Annotated in this window: 16 protein-coding genes; 8 read left to right on the top strand and 8 right to left on the bottom strand. The window is 73.4% G+C overall.

Annotated features, from left to right (window positions below):
* Positions 1-37: 37 nt before the first annotated feature.
* From ACWGIS_RS13045 to paaA, 6 genes are all read right to left on the bottom strand, one after another.
* Positions 38-1,171 (bottom strand): acyl-CoA dehydrogenase family protein, encoded by a 1,134-nt coding sequence (locus ACWGIS_RS13045; protein WP_453362464.1) that lies wholly within the window; start codon positions 1,169-1,171, stop codon positions 38-40.
* A gap of 243 nt (positions 1,172-1,414) precedes the next feature.
* Positions 1,415-2,482 carry a 2Fe-2S iron-sulfur cluster-binding protein gene (locus ACWGIS_RS13040; protein ID WP_453362463.1) on the bottom strand — a complete coding sequence of 356 codons (1,068 nt, stop codon included), beginning with the start codon at positions 2,480-2,482 and terminating at the stop codon, positions 1,415-1,417.
* On the bottom strand, positions 2,482-3,090 hold the full coding sequence (locus ACWGIS_RS13035) for a PaaD-like zinc ribbon domain-containing protein (RefSeq protein ID WP_453362523.1): 609 nt from the start codon (positions 3,088-3,090) through the stop codon (positions 2,482-2,484). The genes ACWGIS_RS13040 and ACWGIS_RS13035 overlap by 1 nt, the downstream gene beginning before the upstream one ends.
* 26 nt (positions 3,091-3,116) lie before the next feature.
* Complete coding sequence (paaC, locus tag ACWGIS_RS13030) at positions 3,117-3,851, bottom strand: 1,2-phenylacetyl-CoA epoxidase subunit PaaC (protein WP_453362462.1); 735 nt, start codon at positions 3,849-3,851, stop codon at positions 3,117-3,119.
* Positions 3,848-4,132: a 1,2-phenylacetyl-CoA epoxidase subunit PaaB gene (paaB, locus tag ACWGIS_RS13025; protein WP_453362461.1), complete on the bottom strand. Its 285-nt coding sequence runs from the start codon at positions 4,130-4,132 to the stop codon at positions 3,848-3,850. The genes paaC and paaB overlap by 4 nt, the downstream gene beginning before the upstream one ends.
* Positions 4,129-5,172 (bottom strand): 1,2-phenylacetyl-CoA epoxidase subunit PaaA, encoded by a 1,044-nt coding sequence (gene paaA / locus ACWGIS_RS13020; RefSeq protein WP_453362460.1) that lies wholly within the window; start codon positions 5,170-5,172, stop codon positions 4,129-4,131. Before paaA ends, paaB begins: the two co-directional genes overlap by 4 nt.
* A 267-nt stretch (positions 5,173-5,439) precedes the next feature.
* Here paaA and ACWGIS_RS13015 point away from each other — a divergent pair, with 267 nt between their 5' ends.
* The 3 genes from ACWGIS_RS13015 to ACWGIS_RS13005 are packed head-to-tail and all read left to right on the top strand — an operon-like array spanning position 5,440 to position 8,626.
* A complete protein-coding gene (locus ACWGIS_RS13015; protein ID WP_453362459.1) occupies positions 5,440-6,522 on the top strand; it encodes a DUF5819 family protein in 1,083 nt (360 codons plus the stop codon).
* Entirely contained in the window at positions 6,522-7,826 is a 1,305-nt protein-coding gene (locus ACWGIS_RS13010) for an HTTM domain-containing protein (RefSeq protein ID WP_453362458.1), read from the top strand. The genes ACWGIS_RS13015 and ACWGIS_RS13010 overlap by 1 nt, the downstream gene beginning before the upstream one ends.
* A complete protein-coding gene (locus ACWGIS_RS13005; protein WP_453362457.1) occupies positions 7,823-8,626 on the top strand; it encodes a TrmH family RNA methyltransferase in 804 nt (267 codons plus the stop codon). Before ACWGIS_RS13010 ends, ACWGIS_RS13005 begins: the two co-directional genes overlap by 4 nt.
* Positions 8,627-8,646: 20 nt before the next feature.
* Here the strand turns inward: ACWGIS_RS13005 and paaN are convergent, their stop codons facing one another.
* Positions 8,647-10,353: a phenylacetic acid degradation protein PaaN gene (paaN, locus tag ACWGIS_RS13000; RefSeq protein ID WP_453362456.1), complete on the bottom strand. Its 1,707-nt coding sequence runs from the start codon at positions 10,351-10,353 to the stop codon at positions 8,647-8,649.
* A gap of 148 nt (positions 10,354-10,501) precedes the next feature.
* Between paaN and ACWGIS_RS12995 the strand changes: the two genes are divergently transcribed.
* A complete protein-coding gene (locus ACWGIS_RS12995) occupies positions 10,502-12,016 on the top strand; it encodes a 3-hydroxyacyl-CoA dehydrogenase (RefSeq protein WP_453362455.1) in 1,515 nt (504 codons plus the stop codon).
* Positions 12,013-12,603 carry a TetR/AcrR family transcriptional regulator gene (locus ACWGIS_RS12990; protein ID WP_453362454.1) on the top strand — a complete coding sequence of 197 codons (591 nt, stop codon included), beginning with the start codon at positions 12,013-12,015 and terminating at the stop codon, positions 12,601-12,603. The genes ACWGIS_RS12995 and ACWGIS_RS12990 overlap by 4 nt, the downstream gene beginning before the upstream one ends.
* Positions 12,604-12,658: 55 nt before the next feature.
* Here the strand turns inward: ACWGIS_RS12990 and ACWGIS_RS12985 are convergent, their stop codons facing one another.
* Positions 12,659-13,159, bottom strand: a complete 501-nt coding sequence (locus tag ACWGIS_RS12985; RefSeq protein WP_453362453.1) for an Lrp/AsnC family transcriptional regulator — start codon at positions 13,157-13,159, stop codon at positions 12,659-12,661.
* 174 nt (positions 13,160-13,333) lie between these two features.
* Between ACWGIS_RS12985 and pdhA the strand changes: the two genes are divergently transcribed.
* From pdhA to ACWGIS_RS12970, 3 genes are read left to right on the top strand one after another with little or no spacing between them, the layout of a single operon-like run.
* The gene (pdhA, locus tag ACWGIS_RS12980; RefSeq protein WP_453362452.1) at positions 13,334-14,488 is read left to right on the top strand and encodes a pyruvate dehydrogenase (acetyl-transferring) E1 component subunit alpha; all 1,155 of its coding nucleotides are present in this window, start codon (positions 13,334-13,336) and stop codon (positions 14,486-14,488) included.
* On the top strand, positions 14,485-15,489 hold the full coding sequence (locus tag ACWGIS_RS12975) for an alpha-ketoacid dehydrogenase subunit beta (RefSeq protein ID WP_453362451.1): 1,005 nt from the start codon (positions 14,485-14,487) through the stop codon (positions 15,487-15,489). Before pdhA ends, ACWGIS_RS12975 begins: the two co-directional genes overlap by 4 nt.
* Complete coding sequence (locus ACWGIS_RS12970) at positions 15,489-17,156, top strand: dihydrolipoamide acetyltransferase family protein (protein WP_453362450.1); 1,668 nt, start codon at positions 15,489-15,491, stop codon at positions 17,154-17,156. The genes ACWGIS_RS12975 and ACWGIS_RS12970 overlap by 1 nt, the downstream gene beginning before the upstream one ends.
* The last annotated feature ends 3 nt before the right edge of the window (positions 17,157-17,159 follow it).

Here is a 17,159-nt window from a genome sequence, read left to right as displayed (position 1 = left end):
GGGTGCCGGGTGCGGGGCCGGGGGTCTGTGGGGCCGTTCAGCTCAGGGGGTGGGCTGCCAGGAGGTCGCCCAGGGCCTCTTCGTGGGCTGCCGCCGGGCCGAGGGAGAGTTCGAGCTGCTTGGCCCAGGCGTGGTAGCGGTGCAACGGGTACTCCACGTCCGCCCCGAAGCCGCCGTGCAGGTGCTGCGCGGTCTGCACGACACGTCGCACGCCCTCGGACGCCCACGTCTTGGCGACGGCCACGTCGGCCGCGGCGGGCAACGCGCCTCCCGCGCCCGTGCCGATCCGCCACGCGGCCTGCCACAGCGTGACCTCCATCGCGCGCAGGTCGATGTAGCGGTCGGCGGACTGCACGGCCACCGCCTGGAAGGTGGCGACCGGGAAGCCGAACTGCTCACGCTTGCTCGTGTACGCGCTCGTCATGCCGAGCACGCGCTCCCCGAGCCCGAGCGCCAGCGCGCACGTGCCGGTGGTGAGAAGCTCACGCAGTCCCTCCCAGGCGCCGTCCGCCTCGATGACGTCCCGTGCGGCGACGCGCGCTGAGTCCAGGCGCAGCTCGCCCAACCGCTCACCGGTGGTGGAGAGTTGCTCGGCGAGGACGGTTCCCTCGTGGACGCGGGGGAGGAGGGCGAGGACGGTCCGGCCGGCGGCGGTGTGTGCGGGTACGACGATGAGGTCGGCGTTGTGCGCCCAGGGCACGGCGGTCTGCAGGCCGTCCAGGACCCAGGAGTCGCCGTCCTGCCGGGCGGTGACGGCGAGTTCGGCCGGGTCGTGGCCGGTGCGGCCGTTCGCGGCGACGGTCAGCACGGTTTCGCCGCGGCCGGCCCGTGCCAGCAGATCCGCCTTCGCTTCGGGGCTGCCGTACGCCTGGACGGTCACCGCCGCCGCGGTGCTCTCCAGCAGCGGCACCCGGGCCAGTACCTTCGCCGACTCGCGCAGCACCAGGCACAGCGCGACGGGATCAAGGCCCGCGCCGCCGAACTCCGCGTCCAGCAGCAGGCTCAGCAGGTCGGCGTCGGCGAGTTTCGCCCACAGGGGCCGGTCCAAGTCCTCGGCGACGGCTCCCGTGGTGAGGGAGGGGCTGGGTACGGCGTCCGGTGCCACTGCGGCGAACACCGCCCTCGCCGCCTCGGCCGCCGCCTGCTGTTCCTCGGTGAAGGTGAAGTCCACGGTCCCGCCCCTCCCACGCACCCGGTCCACCCGTCGTTGCTCCCGCACCACCGGTGGAACCGGCGGATCGTCGGGCGGGTGGCTCCGACAGATCTGACGGGTCGTCAAGATAGAACAGGTTCTACAAGAAGGGAACGGGTGGAGAGGGGTGGAGCGGGTGGAGGTGTCGGCGGGAGGGCGGCCACGTCGGCGGTGAGGGAGCCGTTCGGTGACCCGGTGGGGTGCCGGGTCACCTGAAATGGGTCAGCGGTCGAAGTCCAGCTCGACCTTCTCCGTGGCCGGACGGGACTGGCAGGCCAGTACGTAACCCGCGTCCGTCTCCTCCGGTTCCAGTGCGAAGTTGCGGTCCATCCGCACCTCACCCGAGACGAGGAAGGCACGGCAGGTGCCGCAGACGCCGCCTTTGCAGGCGTAGGGGGCGTCGGGGCGGTTGCGCAGCACGGTCTCCAGGAGGGACTCGCCGTCCTGGACGGGCCAGGTCCCGCCCCGGCCGTCGAGCCGGGCGGTCACCTGGCTGTGGGCGGGAGCCGGTGTGGTGACCGCGGGCGCGGCGACGGTGTCGACGTGGAAGATCTCCTCGTGCAGACGCGTCCGGGGCACCCCGAGGCCGCGCAGCGCAAGCTCCGCGCCCTGGACGAGACCGAGCGGCCCGCACAGGAACCAGCCCGCCACCCGGTCCACGGGCAGCAGCGCCGGCAGCAGTGCTGCCAGTCGCTCCTGGTCGAGCCGTCCCGTCGGGAGCCCGGCCTGCTGCTCCTCCCGGGAGAGCGCCGTCACCAGCTGGAACCGCTCCGGGTAGCGGTCCTTGAGGTCGGCGACCTCCTCCAGGAACATCGTGGAGGCGGCCGTCCGGTCGCTGCGGATGAGGCAGAACCTGGCCTCCGGTTCGCGCGCCAGCAGGGTCGTCACGATGGACAGCACCGGGGTGATGCCGCTGCCTCCGACCACCGCCGCGTACAGCCCGGGCGCCGGTTCCAGCGTGAAGCGTCCGGCCGGTGTCATGACGTCCACCTCGTCGCCGGCCAGGATCTCCTTGAGCGCGTACGTCGAGAAGGCGCCGCCGTCGACGAGCCGCACGCCGACGCGCAGGGTGCGCGGGCCCTCGGGGTCGGTCGGGTCGGGCGCGGGGGAGCAGATCGAGTACGTCCGCCGGATCTCCGTGCCGTCGACGGTGCGGCGCAGGGCGAGGTGCTGGCCGGGAGCGTGCCGGAACTCCTCACGCAGGGCGGGCGGCACGGCGAAGGTCAGGGCGACGGAGTCGTCGGTGAGCCGGTCGACCGCGGCCACCGGGAGCGGGTGGAACCGGGCCATCACAACTCCTTGAAGTGGTCGAACGGTTCACGGCAGGTCAGACAGCGCCGCAGTGCCTTGCAGGCGGTGGACGAGAAGCGGCTGAGCAGTTCGGTGTCGCCGGAGCCGCAGAGCGGGCAGCGCACGGGCTCCGCCGCCGGGGTCCGTGCTGCCGTGGCCTCGTCGACGGGTGCCGTGGCGGCAGCGGTCGTCCCCGCAGGGGCTGTCGGCGCCGGAGTCGCCTCCTGCGCGGTGAGCGTCCGGGTCGGGCCGAGGCCGACCGTCACCGGGCCCGCCGGGCGCCCGCCGCGCGGCGGCGCGATGCCGAACTCGCGCAGCTTGCGGCGTCCTTCGTCCGAGATGTCGTCCGTCGACCAGGCCGGGCTGAGCACCTTGTGGACGGACACCTCGGCCACCCCGTGCTCGTGCAGGACGCGCTCGATGTCGACGGACATCGCCTCGATGGCCGGGCAGGCGGTGTACGTCGGGGTGAGTTCGACCTCGACCGAGCCGCCTTCGCGGACGTGCACCGCGCGGAGCACTCCCAGTTCCTCCAGGGTGAGGACGGGCAGCTCCGGGTCGAGGACGGAACCGGCGAGCCTGCGCAGTTCCTCCTCGAGCGCGGTCATGCGGCCCTCGGCCGTGGGGGCGGGGGTCACCACGACGCTCCCGGGTGGCTGCGGTGCAGGTGCTGCATCTCGGCGATCATCCGGCCGAACGACTCCGTGTGCAGGCCCTGCCGTCCGGCGCCCGCCGTCCAGGCGCCGGCCTGGGGTCCCTGCGGCACATCGAGGGTCGCGCGGCGCAGGACGTCGGTGACCGAGGCAAGCCAGTCGGTCCGCAGAGCCTCCCAGTCGAGATCCACGCCTTCGACCGGCTGGAACATCTCGCCGGTGAACCGCCACAGCGCGTCGCAGGCCAGCCGCATCCGCTCATGGCTCAGCTCGGTGCCGTCGCCCAGCCGCAGGGTCCACTGCTCCGCGTGGTCCCGGTGGTAGTCGACCTCCTTGACGGCCTTCGCGGCGAGCGGCGCCAGCGCGCCGTCACCCGCTGCCAGGCGCCCGTACAGGAGGTGCTGATAGGTGGAGAAGTACAGCTGGCGGGCGATCGTGTGCGCGAAGTCGCCGTTCGGCTGCTCGACCAGCTGGAGGTTGCGGAAGGCGCGCTCCTCGCGGAGGTACGCCAGCTCGTCCTCGTCGCCGACCATCGAGAGCAGCACCCTGGCCTGGCCGAGCAGGTCCAGCGCGATGTTCCCCAGGGCCACTTCCTCTTCGAGGACGGGGGCGTGGCCGGCCCACTCCCCCAGGCGGTGCGAGAGCACCAGGGCGTCGTCCCCGAGGCAGAGGGCCGCGGCGGCCGTGGTGCCGGACGCGGGCAGCGTGGGCGTCACAGGTGCTTCACCCCTTCGGGGATCTCGTAGAACGTCGGGTGCCGGTAGGGCTTGTCGGCGGCCGGCTCGAAGAAGGGGTCCTTCTCGTCGGGCGAGGACGCCGTGACGGCGGTGGACGGGACGACCCAGATGGAGACGCCCTCGCCGCGCCGGGTGTACAGGTCGCGCGCGTTGCGCAGGGCGAGCTCGGCGTCCGGGGCGTGCAGGCTGCCGGCGTGGGTGTGGGAGAGCCCGCGGCGCGAGCGCACGAAGACCTCCCAGAGGGGCCAGTCGGTGGTCATGCTCGCGCCTTTCCGTGTGCGTCCTCGGGCCGGTCGGTGCCGGCCGCGTCGGTCCTGGCCGCCTGCTTGCCCGCGTACGCGGCGGCCGCGTCGCGGACCCAGGCGCCTTCCTCGTGAGCCCGCCTGCGCTGGGTGAGCCGCTGGTCGTTGCACGGGCCGTTGCCCTTGAGGACCTCGCGGAACTCGGTCCAGTCGATCGGGCCGAAGTCGTGGTGGCCCCGCTCCTCGTTCCACCGGAGGTCCGGGTCGGGGAGCGTCAGGCCGAGGGACTCCGCCTGCGGCACGCAGATGTCCACGAAGCGCTGGCGCAGCTCGTCGTTCGAGTGGCGCTTGATCTTCCACGTCATCGACTGCGCCGAGTGCGCGGACTCGTCGTCCGGCGGGCCGAACATCATCAGGGACGGCCACCACCAGCGGTTCACCGCGTCCTGGGCCATCTCGTGCTGCTCCGGCGTGCCGCGGCTGAGGGCGAGGAGCAGCTCGTAGCCCTGGCGCTGGTGGAAGGACTCCTCCTTGCAGACACGGACCATCGCGCGGGCGTACGGACCGTAGGAGCAGCGGCAGAGCGGGACCTGGTTCGTGATCGCGGCGCCGTCCACCAGCCAGCCGATGGCGCCGACGTCCGCCCAGGTCAGCGTCGGGTAGTTGAAGATCGACGAGTACTTCTGGCGGCCGCTGTGCAGCTTGTCCAGGAGCTCGTCGCGGCTGGTGCCGAGGGTCTCGGCGGCGCTGTACAGATACAGGCCGTGCCCCGCCTCGTCCTGCACCTTGGCCATCAGGATCGCCTTGCGCCGCAGGGAGGGCGCGCGCGTGATCCAGTTCGCCTCCGGCTGCATGCCGATGATCTCGGAGTGCGCGTGCTGCGCCATCTGGCGCACCAGCGTCGAGCGGTACGCGTCGGGCATCCAGTCGCGTGGCTCGATGCGCTCGTCGGCCGCCACGGCGGCGTCGAAGGCGCGCTCGTACGCCTCCTGCGCGGCACCGTCCGTCGCCGGGTCCGCCTCCGTGCGGGCCGTACGCTGCGCGGCTGCTGTTGCCATGCGGTCCCCCTCGACCTCTCGCTCCTGGCTACCGACCGATCGTTCGGTTCGCTCGAAACCATGGTCGGGCGAGCGTCGTAAGGTGTCAACCGCTGTGGATAACCTCACGGGGCCCGGTTCGACCGCTGTGGCCCATGGGGCTGTGCTGGACCGCGGGTCTGAGTACCGTTCCGTTCCGGTGCGAACGTCGGTGCGCGTGGTGCGCGAGTGACACCGCGCCGTGGGGCCGGACGGCGGGGTCGGACCGGGATCGGGAAACGGGGCGGAATGGACGCGTACGACGAGGGCTCGGACGCCCGCCACGGGCCCGACCGCCCGGGCAGTCCCGTACCGCCTTCGCCCGGCGATCCCGTCCCGCCTTCGCCCGGCGGCGATCCTGTACCGCTCCCGGCCGCCGGTTCCGTGCCGGCTTCGCCCGCCAGTTCCGCGCCGCATCCGCCCAGTAGTTCCGGACCTCCCGACAGTTCCGGACCGCCCGGTGGCTCCGTACCGTCCCCGTCCGGCGAGCCCGCCCGTCCCGACGACTCCGGCCCCGGACCGCGGGACCCGGCCCTGACCCGCGCCGCTGCCGAGGGCGGCGCGAGCCTTTCCGGCGGGCCGGACCAGGGCCCTTCCGGACCGGACGCCACGCCTGCCCGCACCGGCTCGGCCAGGACGGCCCCTGTGATCTGGCCCGACTCCGTCGAGCGGCCGGCGGCAGCGCCCGACCGGGCAGGTCTCGCCGCGCTCTCGCTGCCCTACCGCATCGCGGCCGCCGTGGCCCTCGCCTTCGTCATGGTCGCCGCCTGCCTGCACCTCGGCATGGTGTTCCTGCACGTCGCGCCCTCCAACACGGCCACCAAACAGCACGGCCGGGCCGTCGAGGACTGGATCTACCCCGAGTTCGAGCAGAACTGGAAGCTGTTCGCGCCCAATCCGCTTCAGCAGAACATCGCGGTCCAGGTCCGGGCCGAGGTCAGGACGGCGGACGGCGGGCGCCGCACGACCGGCTGGTACGACCTGTCGGCGCGGGACGGCGAGGCCATCGACGGCAATCCGCTGCCGAGCCACACCCAGCAGAACGAACTGCGCCGGGCCTGGGACTTCTTCCTCGCCTCGCACGACAGCGAGAACCGTCCGGCGGGCTTGCGCGGCGACCTCTCCGAGCGCTACCTGCGCCGGATCGTCGTGCTGCGCCTCGACCGGGAGCGGGCGGACGCCGACGGAGGCGTCGTGGAGCGCGTGCAGGTCCGCTCCCGCACCACCAACGTGCCGCCTCCCGACTGGAGCGCCGAGCCGGTGTCCGACAAGCCGGTGTTCCGCGTGCTGCCCTGGTGGCGGGTGCCGACGGGGGCGGGGGCGAGCGCCTGATGAACCGGTTCTCCCTGTGTCTCGCTCGTGGGATCGCCCGCGTCACCGAGACCGCCCTCGGGCCGTACCAGTCGGCCGTGATCCGCATCGGCTTCTCGGCCACCTGGCTGCTGTTCCTGCTGCGCGAGTTCCCGCACCGCCAGGAGCTGTACGGGCCCGACGGGCCCTGGAGCTGGGACCTGGCGCAGCAGCTCGTGGCGAGCAACCACTCCTTCACGGTCCTGCTGTGGTCGGACAGCCAGCTGTGGTTCGAGACCGTCTACGCCCTGGCCGTGCTGTCGAGCCTGCTGTTGATGCTCGGCTGGCGGACCCGGACCATGTCCGTCCTGTTCATGATCGGCGTGCTGTCCCTGCAGAACCGCAGCGTCTTCATGGGGGACGGCGGCGACAACGTCATCCACCTGATGGCGATCTACCTCGTCCTCACGCGCTGCGGACAGGTCTGGTCGCTTGACGATCGGCGGGCCCGGCTCCGGCGGGCGGCACGCGCGCGTGGCGCGTTCCCCGGCGCGCACGCGCTCCAGGGGACGCGGGAGACCCCGGAAGCCCGGGAGACGAGGGGGCCGGCCGAGCAGTCCGATCCCGTCGGAGTCGCCCTGTGGGCCGTCCTGGGCCTCGCCCTGCTCGCGGCGACGCTGACGGGGAAGATCGACGGCGGCCGGCTCGGGGGCTGGCTGACGGTCTACTGGGGGCTGTGGGCGGCGCAGGGGCTCTGGTGGGCCGTCGGACGCCGCGCGCGCACCGCCCAGCCGCGGATCCTGCTCGACGTCGTCGCGAACCTCGCGCACAACGCGGCCCTGCTGGTGATCATGGCCGAGGCGTGCCTGATCTACGCGACCGCCGGCTGGTACAAGATCCAGGGTTCGCGCTGGCAGGACGGCACCGCCGTCTACTACCCGCTCCACCTGGACTACTTCTCGCCCTGGCCGGCGCTTTCCGACCTGCTGTCCGCGCACGGCACCGCGGTGCTGCTGGTGACGTACGGGACGGTCGTGGTGCAGGTCGCCTTCCCGTTCACGCTGTTCAACCGGCGGGTGAAGAACGTGCTGCTCGCGGTCATGATGACCGAGCACGCCGTGATCGCCGTGGTCCTGGGCCTGCCGTTCTTCTCGCTGGCCATGATCGCCGCCGACGCGGTGTTCCTGCCGACGTCGTTCCTGCGGCGCCTGGGCGGATGGGCGGCACGCGCGCGTGGGGGGCTGTTCCGCGGCCGGGGCGGCGGCCGCACGGTTCCCGGCCCGCGCGGTGGGCAGCCGCGCGGCCCGGATCCGGTGGAGGGGACGCACGTAGGCTTCACGGCATGAACGACCCGGGCGGCAGGCGAGGCACCAACGGCGACGGAAGCACGGGCGGCGCGGACGACGCCGTACGGGCCTGGCACCGGCTCGCCGACGGTGCGGTGCTGCTCGACGGCTTCCACGCCCTCAAGCACGCCCTGCGCTTCGGGGCCTCGGTTCCGGTGGCCGTCACCGCCGACCGGCCCGCCGCGCTTGCCCTGGCGGACGAGCTGGCCCCGGACGTACGGGAGGTGCTCGACGGGCTGCTCAGCGAGGTCCCGGAGACGACGCTGCGGGCTCTGGTGCCGCGTCCGCACCCGACCGCGGTGGCCGCGCTGGCCGTACGCCCGTCCCGGGACGCCCATCTCGCGGCCCTGGCGCGTCCGGGCCGGGCGGCACCCGTCGTCGTGCTCGACAACCCCAGGAACCTGGGCAACGCGGGCGCCGTCATCCGGCTCGCGGCGGGCTTCGGCGCGACCGGCGTGGTCACCACCGGCACGCTCGACCCCTGGCACCCCACCGTCGTACGCGGCGGTGCGGGGCTGCACTTCGCGACCGCCGTGGAGCGGCTGACGGTCGCCGAGCTGCCGCCGGGGCCGGTCTTCGCCCTCGATCCGGAGGGCGAGGACATCCGCGGGCTGAAGCTACCCGACGACGCCGTCCTCGCCTTCGGCTCCGAGCGCACCGGGCTCTCCGCCGAACTGCGGGCCCGCACCGACCGGCTGGTGTCCCTGCCGATGCGCCCCCAGGTGTCCAGCTACAACCTCGCGACCAGCGTCGCGATGACGCTGTTCCACTGGAGCACCACCGGGGGCGCGCCGGCGTAGGGCGGGCGGGCCCGGGCGGCCTACGCCTCCCGGCGGACCTCCACGATCCGGAAGCGGTTCGCCACGAAGGCGCCGTCGCACAGGGCGGAGTTGGCCGCCGCGTTGCCGCCGGAGCCGTGGAAGTCGGAGAAGGCGGCCGTCTGGTTCACGTAGACCCCGCCGGTCAGGTTCAGCGAGAGCTGGGCGCACTCCTCGAAGCAGACCTCCTGGACGGCCTGCTCGACCTCCTCGGAGGTGGTGTACGCGCCGACCGTCATCGCGCCCTTGTCCCGGATGCTCCGCCGCAGCAGGTCCGTGCCGTCCGCCGCCGAGTCGACGGCGACCGCGAAGGAGACGGGGCCGAAGCACTCGCTCAGGTAGGCGGCCTCGTCCTCGGCGCCCTCCCAGTACTTCCGGGCGCCGTCGAGCTTCACGATCACCGGGGTGCGCACGACGGCGTCCGGGAACTCGGGGTTGGCGACCTCCCGGGAGGCGAGGGCGACCTCGCCGAGACCGGCGGCGGCCTCCAGGCGGGCCTTCACGTCCGGGTTGACGATGGCGCCGAGCAGGGCGTTGGCGCGGGCGTCGTCACCGAGGAGTCCGTCGACCGCCCCGGCGAGGTCGGCGACCACCTCGTCGTACGACTTGGGGCCCTCCTCGGTGCGGATGCCGTCGCGGGGGATCAGCAGGTTCTGCGGGGTGGTGCACATCTGGCCGCTGTAGAGGGACAGCGAGAAGGCGAGGTTCGACAGCATGCCCTTGTAGTCGTCGGTCGACTCGACGAGCACCGTGTTGACGCCGGCCTTCTCCGTGTAGACCTGGGCCTGGCGGGCGTTGGTCTCCAGCCAGTCGCCGAACTCCGTGGAGCCCGTGTAGTCGATGATCCGGATCTCGGGGCGGACCGCCAGGGTCTTCGCGATGCCCTCTCCGGGGCGCTCGGCGGCCAGCGCGACCAGGTTCGGGTCGAAGCCGGCCTCGGTGAGCACCTCGCGGGCCACGGCGACGGTCAGCGCGAGCGGCAGCACCGCGCGCGGGTGCGGCTTGACCAGGACCGCGTTCCCCGTGGCCAGGGACGCGAAGAGGCCGGGGTAGCCGTTCCACGTCGGGAAGGTGTTGCAGCCGATCAGCAGGGCGATGCCGCGCGGCACCGGCGTGAACTGCTTGTTCAGCGCGAGCGGGTCCCGCTTGCCCTGGGGCTTGGTCCACTCCGCGTTGTCCGGCGTGCGGACCTGCTCCACGTACGCGTACGCCACGGCCTCCAGGCCGCGGTCCTGCGCGTGCGGGCCGCCCGCCTGGAACGCCATCATGAACGCCTGGCCGCTGGTGTGCATGACCGCGTGGGCGAACTCGTGCGTCCGGTCGCTGATCCGCTTGAGGATCTCCAGGCAGACCATCGCGCGCGTCTCCGCGCCCGCGTCCCGCCACGCCCGCATGCCCGCACGCATGGCCGGCAGCAGCACGTCGACGTCCGCGTGCGGGTAGGTGACGCCCAGCTCGATCCCGTAGGGCGAGACCTCGCCGCCCACCCAGTCGTCCGTGCCCGCCTGGCCGAGGTCGAGACGGGTGCCCAGCAGGGCGTCGAAGGCGGCCTTGCCCTCCGCCATGCCCAGGCTCCCGTGCTCCCCGTAGGCCTTGGGGTGCTCGGGGTGCGGGGACCAGTACGCGCGTGTGCGGATCGCTTCGAGCGCCTGGTCGAGGGTGGGCCGGTGCTGGGCGATCAGCTGGTGCGCGGTGAGTTCGGCGGCCATCTAGGACCAACTCCTCGTCTCAGGAGCTCCTCGTCGAGCTCGCGAGCTGGGCAGGAAGGGACGGACACGGTTAGAGTAACCGAACGATCGGTCGGGACAAGGGGGACCGCCGCATCTGTGGAAAACCGTGTGCGGGAGGATCGCGAGCATGACAGCACTCGACCTCAGCAGCCCCGTGGCCGTCGTCGGTACCGGCACCATGGGCCAGGGCATCGCCCAGGTCGCGCTGGTCGCAGGCCGGCCCGTGCGGCTGTACGACGCCGTGCCCGGACGGGCCGAAGCGGCCGCCTCGGCGATCGGCGCGCGACTGGACCGTCTCGTCGACAAGGAGCGGTTGAGCGCCGCCGACCGGGACGCCGCGCGCGCCCGGCTGCACCCGGCCGGGAGCCTCGCCGAACTCGCCGACTGCGCGCTCGTCGTGGAGGCGGTGCTCGAACGGCTCGACGTGAAGCAGCAGCTGTTCCGCGACCTGGAGGACGTGGTCGGGGAGGACTGCCTGCTCGCCACGAACACCTCCTCCCTGTCCGTGACGGCCATCGGCGGCGCGCTGCGCAACCCGGGCCGCCTGGTCGGGCTGCACTTCTTCAACCCCGCCCCGCTGCTGCCCCTGGTGGAGGTCGTCTCCGGGTTCGCCACCGACGTCACGTCGGCCACGCGCGCGTACGAGACGGCCCGCGAGTGGGGCAAGACGCCGGTCGCCTGCGCGGACACCCCCGGCTTCATCGTCAACCGCATCGCCCGGCCGTTCTACGCCGAGGCCTTCGCGGTCTACGAGTCCCAGGCCGCCGACCCGGCCACCATCGACGCCGTCCTGCGCGAGTCCGGGGGCTTCCGGATGGGGGCCTTCGAGCTGACCGACCTGATCGGCCAGGACGTCAACGAGTCCGTCACGCACTCCGTGTGGCAGGCCTTCTTCCAGGACGTGCGCTTCACGCCCTCGCTGGCCCAGCGGCGGCTCGTGGAGTCCGGCCGGCACGGCCGCAAGTCGGGCCACGGCTGGTACGACTACGCGGACGGTGCCGAGCGCCCCGAGCCGCACACCGCGGAGAGGGCCGCCCCGCCCGCCCACGTCACCGTCGAGGGCGACCTCGGCCCCGCCTCCGAACTCGTCGCGCTGATCCGTGAGGCCGGCATCCAGGTCCGCGAGGAGGAGGAGGACCACGGCACCCGGCTGCTGCTGCCCTCCGGCGGTCAGCTGGTCCTCGCCGACGGACAGACCTCGGTCGAGTTCCGCGACGTCGTCTACTTCGACCTGGCGCTCGACTACCGCCGGGCCACCCGGATCGCCGTCTCGGCCTCCCAGGACACGGCCGCCCAGACGCTCTCGGAGGCCATCGGTCTCTTCCAGGCGCTCGGCAAGGACGTCAGCGTCATCGGGGACGCACCCGGCCTGATCGTCGCCCGGACGGTGGCCCGGATCATCGACCTGGCGCACGACGCCGTCGCCAAGGGGGTGGCCACCGAGGAGGACGTCGACACCGCGATGCGGCTCGGCGTGAACTACCCCCTGGGCCCCTTCGAGTGGAGCCGCAGACTCGGCCGGACCTGGGCGCACGACCTCCTGGAGGAACTGCACCTGCGCGAGCCCTCGGGCCGTTACGCGCCCTCCCTGGCGCTGTACCGCCACGGACACGCCTCCGAGAAGCGGGAGGGCACCTCGTGACCACCGCCAAGCGGGACACGTACACCCCGGAGACGCTCCTCCACGTCGCCGTGCAGGTCTTCATCGAGCGCGGCTACGACGGCACCTCCATGGAGCACCTGTCCAAGGCCGCCGGCATCTCCAAGTCCTCGATCTACCACCACGTGGCGGGCAAGGAGGAGCTGCTGGGCCGGGCGGTGCGCCGGGCGCTGGACGGCCTCTTCGGGATCCTCGACGAGGAGCACGCGCGCGTGGGGCGTGCCGTGGAGCGGCTGGAGTACGTCGTACGGCGGATGGTCGAGGTGCTCACCTCCGAGCTGCCGTACGTGACGCTGCTGCTGCGGGTGCGGGGCAACACGGACACCGAGCGCTGGGCCCTGGAGCGGCGCCGGGACTTCGACCACCGGGTGGCCGAGCTGCTGAGGGCGGCGGCCGCCGACGGCGACGTGCGGGACGACGTCGAGTTCCGGCTCGCGACACGGCTGGTGTTCGGGATGATCAACTCGATCGTGGAGTGGTACCGGCCCGACGGCCGGGGCGCGGCGGAGCGCGAGGTGGCCGACGCCGTCGTACGCCTGGTCTTCGAAGGGCTCCGCAAGGAGGGCTGACGCCCTCCGGACCTCCGCAACGGCCCCCCGAAGCCTCCGCACCGGCCCTCCCCGTTCACCCCTCCGGTTCCACGTCCTCCTCCTCGAAGACCAGCAGCGTGCGTGTGCTGAGTACCTCGGGGATGGCCTGGAGGCGGGTGAGCACCAGCTCGCGCAGGGCGCGGTTGTGCGGGGTGTGCACCAGCAGCAGGACGTCGAAGTCGCCGCCGACCAAGGAGATGTGGGCGGCCCCGGGCAGCGCCCGCAACTGCTCGCGGACCGTGCGCCAGGAGTTCTGCACGATCTTGAGCGTGATGTACGCCGACGTGCCCTGTCCCGCGCGCTCGTGGTTGACGCGGGCCCCGAAGCCGCGGATGACCCCGTCCTCGATGAGGCGGTTGATCCGCGCGTAGGCGTTGGCCCGCGAGACGTGGACACGCTCGGCCACGGACCGTATCGAGGCGCGTCCGTCCGCCTGGAGCATCTGGAGGATGTCCTGGTCGATCGGGTCGAGCGGACGGGCGGGCGGCAGCTCCGTCCCGGCCCCCGATCCCTCGGCCATTTGTTCAGGTGCCATGTCCCCCCGCCTCCCTACCATGGACGTACTGCGTCCATCTCAGGCTGTGCAGAACCGTTTGTCCACAGCCTGGCGGTGCCTGTAGCCAAAATGTGCCGACGACCGAACAATCGGTAGGTGAGGCGCATCACACCCGGTGCGTCTCTCCAGCCGCTCCCACGAGGAGGTGCCGTCATGACGGTCATGGAGCAGCGAGGCGCTTACCGGCCCACACCGCCGCCCGCCTGGCAGCCACGCACCGACCCCGCGCCGCTGCTGCCCGACGCGCTGCCCCACCGCGTCCTCGGCACCGAGGCCGCCGCCCAGGCCGACCCCGACCTGCTGCGCCGGCTGTACGCCCAGCTCGTCCGCGGCCGCCGCTACAACACGCAGGCCACGGCCCTCACCAAGCAGGGCCGCCTCGCCGTGTACCCCTCCACCACCGGCCAGGAGGCGTGCGAGGTCGCCGCGGCGCTCGTCCTCGAAGAGCGCGACTGGCTCTTCCCGAGCTACCGGGACACCCTGGCGGCCGTCGCGCGGGGCCTCGACCCCGTCCAGGCCCTCACCCTGCTGCGCGGCGACTGGCACACCGGGTACGACCCGCGCGAGCACCGCATCGCGCCCCTGAGCACCCCGCTCGCCACCCAGCTGCCGCACGCCGTGGGCCTCGCCCACGCCGCCCGCCTCAAGGGCGACGACGTCGTCGCGCTCGCCATGGTCGGCGACGGCGGCACCAGCGAGGGCGACTTCCACGAGGCGCTGAACTTCGCGGCCGTCTGGCAGGCCCCGGTCGTCTTTTTCGTGCAGAACAACGGCTTCGCCATCTCCGTCCCGCTCGCCAAGCAGACCGCGGCCCCCTCGCTGGCCCACAAGGCCGTCGGTTACGGGATGCCGGGCCGCCTGGTCGACGGCAACGACGCGGCCGCCGTCCACGAGGTCCTCGCCGACGCCGTGCGCCGCGCCCGCGAAGGCGGCGGCCCGACCCTCGTCGAGGCCGTCACGTACCGCATCGACGCCCACACGAACGCCGACGACGCCACCCGCTACCGGGGCGACGCCGAGGTCGAGACCTGGCGCGCCCACGACCCCATCGCCCTGCTGGAGCGCGAGCTGACCGAGCGCGGGCTGCTCGACGAGGACGGCATACGCGCCGCCCGCGAGGACGCCGAGGCGATGGCCGCGGACCTGCGCGAGCGCATGAACCAGGACCCGGTGATCGACCCCATGGACCTCTTCGCCCACGTCTACGCCGAGCCCACACCGCAACTGCGTGAGCAGGAGGCCCAGCTGCGCGCCGAGCTCGAAGCCGAGGCGGACGGTTCGCACGGGCCGGAAGGGGCCGGGCGATGACGACCGTTGCCCAGAAACCGGCCACCATGGCGCAGGCCCTCGGGCGCGCCCTGCGGGACGCCATGGCCGAGGACCCGGCGGTCCACGTCATGGGTGAGGACGTCGGCACGCTCGGCGGCGTCTTCCGGGTCACCGACGGTCTCGCCGCGGAGTTCGGCGAGGACCGCTGCACGGACACGCCCCTGGCGGAGGCCGGCATCCTCGGGACCGCCGTCGGCATGGCGATGTACGGGCTGCGGCCGGTCGTGGAGATGCAGTTCGACGCCTTCGCCTACCCGGCGTTCGAGCAGCTGATCAGCCACGTCGCGAAGATGCGCAACCGCACGCGCGGCGCGATGCCGCTGCCTATCACCATCCGCGTGCCCTACGGGGGCGGCATCGGCGGCGTCGAGCACCACAGCGACTCCTCCGAGGCGTACTACATGGCGACTCCGGGGCTGCACGTCGTGACGCCCGCCACGGTCCCCGACGCCTACGGGCTGCTGCGCGCCGCCATCGCCTCCGACGACCCCGTCGTCTTCCTGGAGCCCAAGCGCCTGTACTGGTCGAAGGACGCGTGGAACCCCCAGGAGCCGCCGGCCGTCGAGCCGATCGGCCGCGCGGTGGTGCGGCGGGCCGGCCGCAGCGCCACGCTCGTCACGTACGGCCCGTCCCTGCCCGTCTGCCTGGAGGCGGCCGAGGCGGCGCGGGCCGAGGGCTGGGACCTCGAAGTCGTCGACCTGCGCTCCCTGGTGCCGTTCGACGACGAGACGGTCTGCGCGGCCGTCCGGCGGACCGGGCGCGCCGTGGTCGTGCACGAGTCGGGCGGGTTCGGGGGGCCGGGCGGGGAGATCGCCGCGCGGATCACCGAGCGCTGCTTCCACCACCTGGAGGCGCCGGTGCTGCGGGTGGCCGGGTTCGACCTCCCGTACCCGCCGCCGATGCTGGAGCGCCACCACCTGCCCGGTGTCGACCGGATCCTGGACGCGGTGGCACGGCTGCAGTGGGAGGGACAGAGCTGATGGCCCAGGTGCTGGAGTTCAAGCTCCCCGACCTCGGGGAGGGCCTCACCGAGGCGGAGATCGTCCGCTGGCTCGTCCAGGTCGGTGACGTGGTCGCCGTCGACCAGCCGGTGGTCGAGGTCGAGACCGCCAAGGCCATGGTCGAGGTGCCGTGTCCCTACGGGGGCGTGGTCACCGCCCGCTTCGGCGACGAGGGCACCGAACTGCCCGTAGGCGCCCCGCTGATCACGGTCGCCGTCGGAGCGCCCGCGTCGCCCTCGGCAGATGCGCCCTCGTCCCCGTCCCCGTCCTCGTCGTCGTCCTCGTCGTCGTCCTCCTCCTCGAACGGCGACGGAGACGGCGGCGACCAGGGCTCGGGCAACGTGCTCGTGGGCTACGGCACCCAGGCCCCGCCCGGCCGCCGCAGGCGGGTCCGCCCGGCGTCGCCGGTGCCCGGGACGCCTGCGGGGAGCCGCGGGGACGGCCTCGCCCCCGCCGGGGCGCCCTCGTCCGCCGACGCCGCGCCCTCCTCCGCCGGAGCGTCCGCGTGGCCGTCGTCCGGGACGTCCGCCGGTGCGGGGACGGCCGGGGCCGCCCGGCCCGAGGATGCCGGTACGTCCGCAACGGGCGCTGCCGTGAACGGCCGTGCGGTCGTCGGCGGCCGGACGGAAGGGCTCGCCCACACGGTCGTCGGCGGCCGGACGGAGGGACCCGTTCCGGTGATCTCCCCGCTCGTGCGCCGACTGGCCCGGGAGAACGGGCTGGACCTGCGCGAGCTGGAGGGGACCGGGCCCGACGGGCTGATCCTGCGCGCGGACGTCGAGTACGCGCTGCGGGCGGCCGCGGGCCGGGGTGCCGGACAGGTGCCCGAGAGCCACGGACCCGCTGCCGCCGGTGCCGGGTCCGGTGCCGCCCTCGCCGACGCGGCCTCCGCCGTGCGCGGCGACGGGACCGGGGCACCCGCCCCCGCCGGGACGGTCCGGGCGCCCGGCGCCGGGGAAGGCGTCCGCGTGCCGCTCAAGGGGGTCCGCGGCGCCGTCGCCGACAAGCTCTCGCGGAGCCGTCGCGAGATACCCGACGCGACCTGCTGGGTCGACGCCGACGCGACCGAACTGATGCGGGCGCGGACGGCGATGAACGCGGCGGGCGGGCCCAAGATCTCCCTGCTGGCGGTGCTCGCGCGCATCTGCACGGCCGCCCTGGCCCGCCACCCCGAGCTGAACTCGACGGTCGACCTGGAGGCCCGGGAGATCGTGCGGCTCGACCGGGTGCACCTGGGCTTCGCCGCGCAGACCGAGCGCGGGCTCGTGGTGCCCGTCGTCCGGGACGCGCACACGCGGGACGCGGAGTCGCTGAGCGCGGAGTTCGGGCGGCTGACCGAGGCGGCGCGCACCGGGACGCTGACGCCCGCGGACCTGACGGGCGGCACGTTCACGCTGAACAACTACGGCGTGTTCGGTGTCGACGGCTCCACGCCGATCATCAACCACCCGGAGGCGGCCATGCTCGGCGTCGGCCGCATCGTCCCCAAGCCGTGGGTGCACGAGGGCGAGCTGGCCGTACGGCAGGTCGTGCAGCTCTCGCTCACCTTCGACCACCGGGTGTGCGACGGCGGTACGGCGGGCGGCTTCCTGCGGTACGTCGCGGACTGCGTGGAGCGGCCGGCGGTCCTGCTGCGGACGCTGTAGGGC

This window comes from Streptomyces sp. NPDC054842, from assembly GCF_053611025.1.
Note: the sequence above shows the minus strand (reverse complement) of the source record. Positions and strands in the feature narration are given on the sequence as shown.

Coding starts and splice junctions, on each gene's coding strand:
- ACWGIS_RS12985 (WP_453362453.1), bottom strand. CDS start 13,159: ATGGCACCTGAACAAATGGCCGAGGGATCGGGGGCCGGGACGGAGCTG.
- ACWGIS_RS13010 (WP_453362458.1), top strand. CDS start 6,522: ATGAACCGGTTCTCCCTGTGTCTCGCTCGTGGGATCGCCCGCGTCACC.
- ACWGIS_RS12995 (WP_453362455.1), top strand. CDS start 10,502: ATGACAGCACTCGACCTCAGCAGCCCCGTGGCCGTCGTCGGTACCGGC.
- paaA (WP_453362460.1), bottom strand. CDS start 5,172: ATGGCAACAGCAGCCGCGCAGCGTACGGCCCGCACGGAGGCGGACCCG.
- ACWGIS_RS12970 (WP_453362450.1), top strand. CDS start 15,489: ATGGCCCAGGTGCTGGAGTTCAAGCTCCCCGACCTCGGGGAGGGCCTC.
- ACWGIS_RS13035 (WP_453362523.1), bottom strand. CDS start 3,090: ATGACCGCGCTCGAGGAGGAACTGCGCAGGCTCGCCGGTTCCGTCCTC.
- ACWGIS_RS12975 (WP_453362451.1), top strand. CDS start 14,485: ATGACGACCGTTGCCCAGAAACCGGCCACCATGGCGCAGGCCCTCGGG.
- ACWGIS_RS13005 (WP_453362457.1), top strand. CDS start 7,823: ATGAACGACCCGGGCGGCAGGCGAGGCACCAACGGCGACGGAAGCACG.
- ACWGIS_RS13040 (WP_453362463.1), bottom strand. CDS start 2,482: ATGGCCCGGTTCCACCCGCTCCCGGTGGCCGCGGTCGACCGGCTCACC.
- paaN (WP_453362456.1), bottom strand. CDS start 10,353: ATGGCCGCCGAACTCACCGCGCACCAGCTGATCGCCCAGCACCGGCCC.
- paaB (WP_453362461.1), bottom strand. CDS start 4,132: ATGACCACCGACTGGCCCCTCTGGGAGGTCTTCGTGCGCTCGCGCCGC.
- pdhA (WP_453362452.1), top strand. CDS start 13,334: ATGACGGTCATGGAGCAGCGAGGCGCTTACCGGCCCACACCGCCGCCC.
- ACWGIS_RS13015 (WP_453362459.1), top strand. CDS start 5,440: ATGGACGCGTACGACGAGGGCTCGGACGCCCGCCACGGGCCCGACCGC.